This window comes from Trinickia sp. LjRoot230, assembly GCF_964253315.1.
Classification (GTDB): domain Bacteria; phylum Pseudomonadota; class Gammaproteobacteria; order Burkholderiales; family Burkholderiaceae; genus Trinickia.
Genome location: NZ_CAXUQX020000001.1, coordinates 3,240,155 through 3,252,170, shown reverse-complemented (window position 1 = coordinate 3,252,170; position 12,016 = coordinate 3,240,155). Strand labels below are relative to the sequence as shown.

General features: G+C 58.8%; 8 protein-coding genes and 2 pseudogenes. 3 read left to right on the top strand and 7 right to left on the bottom strand.

Going from position 1 to position 12,016, the window contains the following annotated elements; translation table 11 throughout:
• Positions 1–139 precede the first annotated feature (139 nt).
• Entirely contained in the window at positions 140–1,042 is a 903-nt protein-coding gene (locus tag ACSQ20_RS14845; RefSeq protein WP_436021180.1) for a LysR family transcriptional regulator, read from the bottom strand.
• 105 nt (positions 1,043–1,147) lie between these two features.
• Between ACSQ20_RS14845 and ACSQ20_RS14840 the strand changes: the two genes are divergently transcribed.
• A complete protein-coding gene (locus ACSQ20_RS14840) occupies positions 1,148–2,425 on the top strand; it encodes an MFS transporter (protein ID WP_436021178.1) in 1,278 nt (425 codons plus the stop codon).
• A gap of 458 nt (positions 2,426–2,883) precedes the next feature.
• On the opposite strand, the gene ACSQ20_RS14835 is transcribed toward ACSQ20_RS14840, so the two are convergent.
• Positions 2,884–5,073 (bottom strand): putative bifunctional diguanylate cyclase/phosphodiesterase, encoded by a 2,190-nt coding sequence (locus tag ACSQ20_RS14835; RefSeq protein WP_436021176.1) that lies wholly within the window; start codon positions 5,071–5,073, stop codon positions 2,884–2,886.
• A gap of 874 nt (positions 5,074–5,947) precedes the next feature.
• On the opposite strand from ACSQ20_RS14835, the gene ACSQ20_RS14830 reads away from it, so the two are divergent.
• Entirely contained in the window at positions 5,948–6,616 is a 669-nt protein-coding gene (locus ACSQ20_RS14830) for an isoprenylcysteine carboxylmethyltransferase family protein (protein WP_436021174.1), read from the top strand.
• A gap of 121 nt (positions 6,617–6,737) precedes the next feature.
• Here the strand turns inward: ACSQ20_RS14830 and ACSQ20_RS14825 are convergent.
• Positions 6,738–7,191, bottom strand: a pseudogene (locus ACSQ20_RS14825) (IS66 family transposase); the annotation flags it as partial.
• On the opposite strand from ACSQ20_RS14825, the pseudogene ACSQ20_RS14820 reads away from it, so the two are divergent.
• Positions 7,190–7,420, top strand: a pseudogene (locus tag ACSQ20_RS14820) (LysR substrate-binding domain-containing protein); the annotation flags it as partial. The pseudogenes ACSQ20_RS14825 and ACSQ20_RS14820 overlap by 2 nt on opposite strands.
• On the opposite strand, the gene ACSQ20_RS14815 reads toward ACSQ20_RS14820, so the two are convergent.
• From ACSQ20_RS14815 to ACSQ20_RS14800, 4 genes are all read right to left on the bottom strand, one after another.
• Complete coding sequence (locus ACSQ20_RS14815; RefSeq protein WP_436021172.1) at positions 7,377–8,879, bottom strand: amino acid racemase; 1,503 nt, start codon at positions 8,877–8,879, stop codon at positions 7,377–7,379. The pseudogene ACSQ20_RS14820 and the gene ACSQ20_RS14815 sit on opposite strands and share 44 nt — an antisense overlap.
• The gene (locus ACSQ20_RS14810) at positions 8,876–10,165 is read right to left on the bottom strand and encodes a dicarboxylate/amino acid:cation symporter (protein WP_436021170.1); all 1,290 of its coding nucleotides are present in this window, start codon (positions 10,163–10,165) and stop codon (positions 8,876–8,878) included. Before ACSQ20_RS14810 ends, ACSQ20_RS14815 begins: the two co-directional genes overlap by 4 nt.
• 136 nt (positions 10,166–10,301) lie before the next feature.
• A complete protein-coding gene (locus tag ACSQ20_RS14805; protein WP_436021168.1) occupies positions 10,302–11,213 on the bottom strand; it encodes a LysR substrate-binding domain-containing protein in 912 nt (303 codons plus the stop codon).
• Between the two features lie 392 nt (positions 11,214–11,605).
• Positions 11,606–12,016 carry a cupin domain-containing protein gene (locus ACSQ20_RS14800; protein WP_436021166.1) on the bottom strand — a complete coding sequence of 137 codons (411 nt, stop codon included), beginning with the start codon at positions 12,014–12,016 and terminating at the stop codon, positions 11,606–11,608.

Here is a 12,016-nt window from a genome sequence, read left to right as displayed (position 1 = left end):
TTGCAATCGGCCCATGTCCTACTGCGGAAGTGCCGCTCGAGCGTCGGCGGGCGCACATCTGCTTATGGCAGGAGTGCAGGTACGCGCGCACCGCGTCGAGATCGTGCGCCGCGCGTAGCCATGCGATCGACCCGGCGCTCTACCCGGTTGACGTGATCGACGTGTCGCGCGTCTGGAACGGACGTTCACCCGGCGTATCCAGAACGAGGCGACCGAATTCCTGCACGGCCAGCGTCTTTTCGCCGTTACCCCAGAGCAGTCTGAATTCCGCCTCGGGCAAGGGCGGCAAGCCGTATCGTCCGTCGATGACCGCGATGCCGGGCTCCAGATCGTCGTAGGTGAAGGGCGCGATCGCGAGCCCGGTCATGACAGCCGCGCGAATCCCCGACTGGCTCGACGATGTAAAGGCGACATGCCAGTCGACCGGCAAGCCCTCGAGCGCATTGATGGCCACGCGCCGGTTGACGCACGGTGCCGGAAAAAACGCCAACGGCAACGATGCGCCCTCGCGCATGTCGAATGACTCCGCGGCGGCCCAGACAAACCGGGTCCGCCGCAACACGACGCCTTTCTCGCTGTGATCCGTTTCGGGACGCGCGCAGAGCACCACGGCCAGATCCAGCTCGTGCGCGTCGACCATCCTCTGCGAATCGAGGCTCATCCCGACGCTCACGTCGAGCCGCACGTTCGGATACGCACGCGAAAATTGCGTGAGCAGCACGGGGAGCCGCTCGCCCATGAAAATATCCGGCGCACCGAAGCGCACGCTTCCCGTCACAGGCGAGGAGTGAAAGCGCCGGGTTACCGCCTCCATCGCCTCCAGAATCTGCAACGCGTAGCGCAGGAAATCCTCGCCGTCTTCGGTCAAGGTCAGACTGCGCGTGGTGCGGTATAGAAGCGGCCGCCCGATTTCTTCTTCGAGCCGCCGGATCTGGTGGCTGATCGCGGATTGCGTCAGGTGTAGCCGCCGCGCCGCTTTCGTGAAGCCACCGGCTTCCGTGACGGCAACAAAAGCGTGCAAAAGTGCAGGATCGAGGTTCATGGTCTAAATGATGAAGCAACTTAATGAATGATAGTAAATTAAATCATTTCCATCATTAAGCTGCGCCCCGGAGAATAAAACACATGACCTTCTCCGATAGCTGCGATGGACACCTTGCCCCGAGCTTCACATCAATTCGCGCTCACGCTGTTGCTGAGCGCCGTGATTGCCGCGACGTATGGATTTGGCGTCTATCTGTTTCCCGTCCTTCTGCCTGAGATGAAGCACAGTCTTGGCTTTGACTACGCGCAGGCCGGTTTCATCACGGCCGCACGGCAGCTTGCCAACGTCGCGATGGCGCTTCTCTCGGGATTCGCGGCCACCCGCTTCGGGCCGGCCAGAGTCGTGCTTGTCGCGACTGCGCTTTCGGCCATCGGCCTCGGGTTCCTGGCATTCGCCGATGAGGCCTGGGTGATGGGCAGCGTGCTGATCGCGCTCAACGCCTGCGCGGCGACGACCTGGGTACCGATGATGTTGCTGATCACCCCGCTGATCGATGAGCGACATCAGGCAAAAGCGATTGGCGTCATTTCGAGCGGAACCAACTATGGTGTCCTGCTGAACGGATTGATGGTGCCGGCATTGCTGGCTTCCTGGGGCTGGCGCTCCATCTGGCTCGTCAGTGCAGCGCTGACAGCGGTGTTAAGCGCCACGCTAATCACCGTGTTCGCACGACTTGATCGCTTGCAGACACGTACTACCCTTCCCGGTCGTACTGCGCGGCCACGCGCCGGCTCAACGGCTCGCCAGATATTCGCGCGACGTTATCTGCTGGCGTATGCGATTGCAGTGCTGTGCGGTTTTGCCGGCGTACCGTATATCACCTACTTCTCGGCCTATTCGCATGACGACCTGCATCTGGGTCTCGACGTCACGGCACACGCGTGGGCGCTCGTGGGTCTGGTCGGTGCCGTAAGCGGCCTGGCGCTCGGCATGATTGGCGACATGCGCAGTGTTCGCGACCAAGCAGGCCCCGCGCAGCGCGACGGGATGCGCACCGCTCTCGTCAGTGCGGGCGTGCTGTTGTTCTGCGCATCTCTTGTCGCGGCGTCGCGCCCTGGCGGTTATGCGCTTGCGGTCGCGGCAATCGCCTTCGGCTTTTCGTTTTTTCCGATCTTCGGCTTGCTGCACGCGTATGTTGGCAAGATCAGCGCGCCGGCGCTCGCCGCCATTGCATGCGGAATTTGTGAAGCTGCGTTCGGCGTAGGTGGCGCGTTGGGAAACGTGCTCGGCGGGTTGTGCAAAACAGTATTCGGCTCGTTCCAACCGGTCTACTGTTTTGCAGCGGCGGCCTCGATCGTGCTCGTCGGATTGACCTTTTTCGTACAGAGTGGAAAGCCTGCTACGACGGTTTGTCGGTGCGGTCTTGCAGACCTGCGCTGACAAAGGGCGTCTTTAGCCGTTGTTCTCGTACCTGGCGCATTCGTTCGGCGTTTTTTGTCAAGCTCAGGTGTCGACCCACTTCAGCCCCTCGACGTATCGCGAAATCAACGGCAGCTTCCGAGATACCAACAGCCAATTGCCGAGCCGCGTCTGACGGTGTGAGCGCAGAGCCCTTGATATGATGCTATCAAGCACGAACGTGACGGCTACGCGATATCGCTTGGAGGCAACTACTCTCTGGTCGCCAGAATGGAGCCCTTCATGGAGGGCCTGACAGGCCGCGAGCGCCACGGCTATTTCCAACCGAGCAAGAACTGGGAGCCCTACTGATACGTCAGCGATTTACGCCCAAGTTCGCGAAGCAGCCTATTTCTATGCCGGCGCGAGCATCGATGCTCAGATCGGGAAGCTGCTCGCCGGCTACGGCTCAGAAGTTGAAATCCGTTTTGCCTGAACACTTAGCCTTCTAGCCGCCCTAACCGAGCAGCCGAGCGTGCCCTCATTCCCGATTCGGCGCTTGTCACGAAGTCATCCAGGTGCAGTTCGCGCGTCTGCCCGGCGAACTCTCGCTGGCGTTCCGTCGGTGAAGTGTGCAGCACCAATGCTTCGGTAACCTGACTGGCCGGCATCGGTCGTCCAAGCAAGAATCCTTGCAGAGCATCGCAGCCAACGCGCGAGAGAAATGCTTGTTGCTCCAGCGTCTCGACGCCTTCGGCCACAACTCGAAGATTAAGCGTCTTGCCGAGGGCCACGATGGCCGACACGATCGCGATGTCCTCCGTGCTGGCCATGAGATCGCGTACAAACCCGCGGTCGATCTTCAACTCGTCCGCGGGCAGACGCTTGAGATAGAGGAGACTCGAATAGCCCGTACCAAAATCGTCGATCGCGATCTGAACACCCATCTCATGGAGTTGCTGAAGGATGATCATGCTGGCTTCCACGTCACCCATGGCCGTCGATTCGGTAACTTCCAAAGTTAGCTGGTGCGGCTCCAGCGCATGGCTCTCGAGCGCCGCACGGACTGTCTGGACCAACGTCGAATGGCGAAACTGCATGACCGACAAGTTGACCGCCACGCTCCAACTTGTGCAACCGGCGTCTCGCCACTGCGCCATTTGCCGGCATGCTTCGTTTAGCACCCATTCCCCGATCGGCACGATCAAGCCGGCCTTCTCCGCCAGCGGGATGAACTGATCCGGCGGAATGAGCCCGGCCGTCGGATGCGCCCAGCGCACGAGGGCTTCCACACCGACCACCGGACCGTGCGGCACCTTGAATTTTGGTTGATAGTGCAGCACCAACTCGTCTTGCTCCAATGCCAGTCGCAGATCCTGAAGGAGCTGTAAGTGCGCGTGCGCGTTCACGTTCATCGAAACGTCGTAGAAGCAGTAGCCGTTTCGCCCCAGGGCCTTCGTACGATACATCGCTGCGTCGGCATTGATCAGCAGCTCATGCGAATGTTCGCCGCTGCCCGGGTAGACGGCAATACCAAGGCTGGCCGACACGCGTAGTTCATGGCCTTCTATCTCAATTTGCTTGTTAAGGGAGGTGAGGATGTGTTCGGCCACGATTGCAGCATCGGCTGCTTCTCCAATATTGACGAGCAAGACGAACTCGTCCCCACCCATGCGAGCAACAGTTTCCTCCGCGCCTACGGATGCGCATATGCGCCGGGCGACGTCGACTAGCAATAGATCACCCACATGGTGGCCAAGTGCATCATTGATTGCCTTGAAGCCGTCCAGGTCCACGAAGATCACGGCGATTTGGCGGTTGTCGCGAACCGCGTTGCGGATTGCCCGCTCCAGGCGCTGCTCCAACAGTGCGCGATTGGGTAGCTTGGTGAGATTATCGTGAAGCGCGAGGTAGGCCAGTTCCTCAGCGCGAGCAAGCGACGCCGCCAACGCAGCGGTGCGTGCCTGTAGCCGCCGGTCGAGTATCGAGAAGGTCAACGCGATTGCCATGATGGCGACCGTGCCGACGATGATCAAATTCGCCAACCATTCCGCATTCACGCCGGTGCGTGCGGCTTCACAGACGCTACCCAGAGGAAATCGCGCGGCCGCCATGCCGGTGTAATGCATGCCAACAATGGCGAAGCCCATGACTACGGCTGCCCCCGTGCGCAGCAGCCTGACGCGGGGCGAATGATGGCGCAGCCGAAAGGCAATCCATAGCGCGGCCCCCGAGGCCAGGACGGCAATGGCGATGGACAGGAGGAACCACGAAGCTGCGTACTGAATCGCGGGGGCCATGAGCATCGCTGCCATGCCCATGTAGTGCATGCCAGCAATACCCATGCCCATCAGCATTGCCCCGCAGACCAGGCGAAACCGAGGCAACGCCGGTTGGCTGATCAGCCACAGGGCAATAGCCGACGAGATGACGGCGATGAGTAATGACAGGAACGTGAGCGTTGGATCGTAGCCCACTTTAATCGGCAAACTAAAGGCCAGCATGCCGATGAAGTGCATCGACCAGATCCCTACTCCCATGGCAAACGCACCTGCAATAAGCCACCCATGCACGCTGCGCCCTTGGCCGGCAGCAACCCTGCCGCCCATGTCCAAGGCTGTATAGGAAGCGAGGATCGCGACCAACAAGGACAGCACGACGAGCCACGCACTATAGGTGCCAACGTACATCGACATCTCCCTGAGGCATTGCCATACCGTCCGTGTTACACAAGTTTGTTTCTACAAGCGTTCGTTCCGAGCGGCGCGCTAAGCGGCGACCTGCTGAACGAAGAGAACGATTACCTCACCTGCGGTGATGAAATACGCGTGGGCCTCGCCCGTGCCGACGTACCGGGGCGGACGAGGGGCCAATGGATTCGGATGGAACGGCGTCGACATAGGCGCCGGTTGGGTTGACGCTCCAACTCTCGTCGAACGATATTGGCATGCTGGCTCGACGGTAGCGGCAGTGCCTGCTCAAACGCAAATTGGTTTCTTGTCTAGAGAATAGCCGGCGGATTCGAGACTCGCAACCCGCAACCCGCAACGAGAAAAGTGAAGATTTGCGTCGGCCCGCAAGCATCAATTGCTTCGGGGCCTCATTTGCAGCGCCAAGCTGTTCGCAAACTACTTCAGAAGACAGCGAAAGAGCGTAATAACCCCAGCCGAAGTCGTCGGCGGAAAACCACACTTCCGAGTCGAGGGACAGGAGTGGTGCCGTAAGCGCTGTATGGGACGGATCCCCATCGCCTTTATCCGATAGAAATCGACATTGATTCTCACTCAGCGAGCATACAAGCGCGAGCCCGAGTCGGCAGGCTCCGCTCTTGCGCCGGGAATTTGATCCGAAGCTGAGACTAAGAGTTATTGCAGCCGATGCACGCCGTCGAAAGCTAGCACCTTTTAGCGTTCTCGAGACCGGTAATTGAGGGATGGGGATGGCTGAGGCAGATCGAACGGAATAAGCATAAGCCGACTGACATGATCCACGCATGAAGATAGGTAACGGGCCCGCCGAGACGGGTCTTAATGCGATCCTTCCGGAAGTGCTACGCTTTGCACGATGAACAAGAAATCGATTCTCGACAGTGTGTTTGGCATCCTCGCGTTCTTCGCCCTCATATTTACGCCGGCGTGGACGTTCAATTATTGGCAGGGCTGGGCGTATCTCGCCACTGTTATTGGAGCATCCCTTCTCTATACGATCTATCTCATCATGTACGCCCCGGCACTCTTGGCTCGGCGCCAGCAGGTGGGTCCGTCGCATGAGAACGAACCGGCCCAGAAAATAATAGTACGGTTTATCATCGTGGCGTTTATCGCACTCGTCGTATTGCCACCGCTTGATTGGCGATATGCATGGTCTCCCGTGCCGTGGTACGTATCAATCATCGGCGATGCGCTCACAGCCTTCTCATTTTATGTGTTTTATCTTGTCTCCAGAGTCAATAGCTATGCGGCCGCCAATGTGCGTGTCGAAGAAGGACAGAAGGTTGTGGACACGGGCGTGTATGCTTGGGTGCGTCATCCAATGTATTTTGGCACGCTATTTCTGATCATCGGTACGCCGCTTGCGCTTGGCTCTTGGCATACGCTCGCGCTGACACCCCTTCTCCTGGTTGTTCTCTATTTCCGGATAAAGAGCGAAGAACAGGTGCTTGTTCGCGATCTCGTCGGTTATACGGAATATCAGAACAAAGTGAAATATCGCTTGATTCCGTTCGTTTGGTAACAGTGACCATGACGACACATAAAAGCACTCGAGAAGCGGCGCTTCCGCGACACGACAAGTATCGGATCTATTGTAAGCGTGCAATAAACCACGTGGCTTGCTCGGGGCGACCGGTTGTGCGTCAGTCTGCGGAGGGGATGAGGCGCCACGGCAACAGCGCCTCATAGTCGTTGCCGGTTTTTGCGAGCGGCAGTACCTTGAACAGCTCGACGAGATAGCTGTACGGTTCGACGCGGTTCGCCTTGCAGGTTTCGCTCAGCGATTCGATCGCAAAGAGTTGCCCGATCAGTCGAATGAATTCGCTGACAGGATGATCGCGACCACGCTGCGCCTTCGGCAGATTCTCTTCGGCTTCGATCATGTAACGACGCGAATGTGCCCAGCAGCCCAAATGCACCAGTTGGTTGCCGCGGGCAATGTCGTTGTATGGTTCATAACCGTCGGTCATCAATGCCGCGTCAGGCTTGATGCCCGCATAGAGCGCTGCAGCCTGTGCCGCGCGAGAGATCGCCCCCGAAACGGTGTAGCAATGCGGCGATTCGATACAGCGGCAGAGCGTCTGCAAACTTGCTCAGTGTGCAGACCTATCATGCAGCCGGGCTTGCGGGCATTGGGTTGATCCAGGCGGGATATTCGGCGCTTGCGCGTTACCTCGAAAGCGGGGCGCTCGTGGAGGTGCTGCCCGACCTGCGTCCTGAGCCCCTCGCCGCGTCGCTCGTCGTGGCGCATCGTCGTAACCTATCACCGCGCGTCCGGGCTTTCATGGACTGGATCGAAGGGGTATTGGAGCCTTATTTCGATTAGCCGGTCGATTCGCCGCGGTTGCGTACGCAACGCACTGTCGGGCAAGTACATCCGTGGGGTCCACCAAGCGGACCGATGCGCCATTCGTTCCAACGAATGTTTCCCGCTGCAGCAGTAGCGGCAATTCAGTGCAGCCGAGAATCACGACTTCAACGCCTTGGGAAATGAATTCATCAATCGCCGCAGCGATATCGGCTTGACACTGCCCGGTTGTGAATCCCGCCTTGATGCCTTCGTTGCCATAAATCGCGTTCATCACTCGCGCTTGCGACGCGCAACTGGGCACGATCTGCTGTAACCCTTGCGACATCAGCGCCTTTTCATAGATGCCGCTTTCGACGGTGCCCGAAGTCGCCAATACGCCGACTGAACGCAATGAAGGATAATTTTCGCGAACGTAACGAACGGTCACGGTCAGCATATTCACAACGGGGATATCGAGGTACGGCTGGATACGTTCGACAAACGCGTGCGCGGTATTACAGGGAATAGCGATGATGTCGGCATCTCCCAACTCGAGCTTTTTGCATGTCGCGTACAGGGAGACCGTCGGGTCGGGCCCATCACCGATCAGGTGCTCGGTGCGGTCCGGAATCTGCGGATTTTGTTCAACCAGCAGTTTGATGTGATCCTGGTCCCGTATTGCCGGCGTGTTGCGCACGATTTTGCGGATGAAATCGACGGTGGCCGCGGGTCCAACGCCGCCGACGATGCCTACCTTGAATAGGCTTTCCGTCGATGCGTACTGCCCTGATACGACGTATTGTGCGTACGCCAGATTCGAATCGACTAGCGGCACCGACAGCGCTCCCAGTCCCTCGGCTACGAGCGCAATTTCGGTCAGCCCCGGGACGATGATGTCGACGCCCTGCGCGATAAGGTCCTCACATGCCGCGCGCAAAAGCTCGACCGGCCGTCCATTCAGGTGTCCGCTCTTCACACCATCGGACCCATACACCGCCTCGGTGACGAGATCGATATTCTGTTGCAGGCGAGGATGAATCACCTCGAATTCAGGCGACGAAAAGTACTTCTCGAACAAACCCTTTCGACGGGTGTAATCAGACGCGAGTACGCCGACTTGACGGGCCGCGGGAAACTTTCGACGAACGTGACTGCGCACAGCCTCGACCATATCGACGATCTCCAACGGCGAGTTCGCTTTCAGTTCGTCGATGAAGGTGTGACTGAGGAAGCAGGGCAGCACAACGGTCGTCACCCCTCGCTTTTCGAAGCCGTTGATCAAATCGAAAATGTACAGCTTGCGCGCCGTCGTGGCTTCCGATCCAACACCTGATGTTCGAAAAGAGTGCTGCTCGAATATGACATCGACATGCTCGGCGTCGCTCGTTGCGGGAGTCGATTTCACGAGCTTGAAAAATACGTCCGCGCTCGCCAAAGGCCCGAGGCCGCCGACGACGCCAAACTTGCGGACGCTTCTTTCCCATCGCGCTTTCATCTTGCATCGCCCCGCAGTTGAACGAAGGCCGCTTCGTCGGCGATAGTCGCTTGCTTGAGCGCACGTTTGCCTTCCCACTTTGCAACGACCGCGGTGGCGATGCTGTTGCCGATCACATTGGTCGCGGTCCGACCCATATCGAGGACTTGATCGATGGCCAGGATCAGCACGACGCCCGATGGCGGCAAGTGGAACATCGGCGCGACGGCGGCAACGACCACCACCGAGCCTCGCGCGACGCCGGCCATGCCTTTGCTGCTCAGCATCAGCACGAGCAACATCATGATTTGGGTACCCAGCGGCATGTCGATACCGAACGCCTGCGCGATGAAAATCGCGGCGAAAGCCTGGTACATCATCGAGCCGTCCAGATTGAACGCGTATCCGAGCGGCAAGGTGAACCCCACTACCTTCTTGTCGACACCGAACGCTTCGAGCTTTTCCGTCAAGCGCGGGTAAGCGGCTTCGCTGCTTGCGGTTGAAAATGCAAGCATCGCGGGCTCGCGAACGGCCCTTAGCAGCGCCCACACTTTCTTGCCGAGAAAGCCGTAGCCGACGAGGATCAGAAGCGTCCACAGAAGCACGAGCCCCGCGTAGAAACTGCCGATCAGCTTGCCGTACGTGGTCAGCACATCTAGTCCGTGCACGGTAATCGCGGAGGCCAGCGCGCCGAATACGCCAATTGGCGCGAGGCGCATCACGTAGTCCGTCAACTTCAACATGGCAGGCACGAGCGCATCCACGCCCGCAATCAGCGGCGCCGTGCGCGAGTCGGACTTGATGACGCTCAGTACGACGCCGAACAACACCGAGAACACGAGAATTTGCAGAATGTCGTTTCTGGCCATCGCATCGATGATGCTGGTCGGAAACGCATGGGTCACGAAATCCTTGAAGTTCAGCCCGGCCGTGTTCAGGCCGGTGCTGACGTCTGCACTCGTTTGTATCAAATGCAGCCCGGCACCCGGTTTGAAGACGTTCGCCAGGACAAGACCGAGCGCGAGCGAAATGAGTGATGCACACATGAACCAACCCACCGATCGGAATCCGATGCGGCGAACGTCGCTTGTTCCGGCCATGCCCGCAAGACCGGATACCAACGTCGCAAAGACGAGTGGCGCGATAATCATCTTCACGAGACGAAGAAAGATATCGGTGATGATCGAGAAGTAGCCCGCGATGACTTTCGCTTGAGCAGCATCGGTAACCGATCGGTGGCAGAGGTAGCCGACGACAACGCCGAGCACCATGCCGACGAAGATAGTGAGCGTGAGGCGGTTCTTCATTTGGATTCGTCCGGAAATGGTGTGCTGCGGTTGTGCTGCGACACCTTGTACGGACGATATTAGGGAGAGTCAAAAATAGGGCGATGCTAGTACCGCATGCGCTTATGCGAGAACCGCATAACACGTGAAAACCCTATCAAAACGTCTGCGACGCAGCCCGAATGTGGTCCCACAGCTTCTCGATAAACTCGCTGTGATTCGACGCATCGCGATAAACCCGCAGTTCAATCTCGAGTTGCCATTGCGCGCGTCCAGCAGACACCAGTTCGCCTGATTCGAGTTCGGCAATGATGGAACTCTTGGGCAGCCATCCGACACCTTCGCCTTCTACGACGAGCCTTTTTAGGACTTCTGCCATATCCGATTCGTACTGCAATTGCAGTGCCGGCGCGGTCGTTGCCTGATTCAACAGCAACGCGAGGCAGCGGCCAAAATAGCTGGTTTCCGTGTATGAAATGAACGGCAGCGGCCGGTTAGGGGTTCCCGGCAGACGAAACGCAGGGCCGGAGCGTTGGTTGGGACGGCATACAGGCATGAACGTGTCCATGCCTACCGTCAGATGTTGGTACCGAGTCGGGTCCAGGTGCAGCGGCAACTTGGGATGGTGATAAGCAAACATCAGCTCGCAGTTGCCGTTGACGAGCATCAGGATCGAGTCGTGCACGTTCGTCGGAATGACCCGGGCTCGGACGTCGCCGAAATGCGCGGTGAGCGTTTTCAACCACGCAGGAAGGAAGTTCAGCGCGATGGTATGGCCGGCTGCAATCTGCAGGCCTTTGCCGGCCATTCTTTGCTCGGTACGGATGATGGCGCGGGTATCGAAAAGCTTTTCGAGAAGGTCTTCCGCGGCTTCCTGAAACAGTCGCCCGGCGGGTGTCAGTGTCGGCGGAAAACTGCTTCGATCGATCAGGTCGGCGCCGACCCATTGCTCCAGAGACTGGATTCGCCGGCTAAAACCCGACTGAGTCACGCTGCGGAATTCGGCTGCCCGTGAAAAGCTCTGATATCGGGCGAGCGCGATGAAGTCTTCAATCCACTTGATTTCCATATCCGGTCCTGTGCTTTTGACCCGCTTCGGTGTCGGCCGAACACTGACTTGTCGGAAGGGTACGCCCGGATCGCGAAATGGCGATGTGCCCACTGCTTCCCTTCACCTATCAACGCGGTTCGTGTCCCGCGAAGCAGCGTCAGGCGCACGGTAGCAGATGTTCGGCTGGCGCAGCACTTCCTTCAGAAGTGCTCGGCATGACCATCACTTCCGCTTCGAGCAGGACACAAGCACGAAAGGCGGCCCGAGGTTTCGGGCCGCCTTCGTGAGCAACGATGAGGTGCATCACCGCATCGCATAGTTCGAAGTACCGGGTTCCGTTGCGGATGCAAACCGGCCGCGCGGGCTGCCGTGGCATCATTGCAGCCGATCCACGAGCGCGGTCGACTCCGCTACTTTGCGGGGATCAGAATAGGTGCGCCCTTGTCCTTGATCAGGAACACGACAAACTTGGCGGGTTGCGTGGCGCTCGCGTTGTGCCCGACGGTATGAATGTCATTTGGCCCTTCGTGGAACGTATCTCCGGCTTTGAGCGTGACCTCCTTGCCCCCTTTGACGCCCATCACGATGCTCCCCTCGAGCACATAGACAAACGCGTGCGCGTTATGACGATGCACGGCGTCGGCCGCACCGGGAGGGTAGTCCACGACGATCATCTGGGCCTCCTTGCCCGGATACTCAGGCAACGGTTCCGTGCGCAACTGCGTGACACTCGCATGCGGCGCGGCCACGGCCGGCCGCGCGGCCACCAGCGTCAACGACGACAGCATCAGGGCTGTTGCAAACGACACGATCGTTTTCAT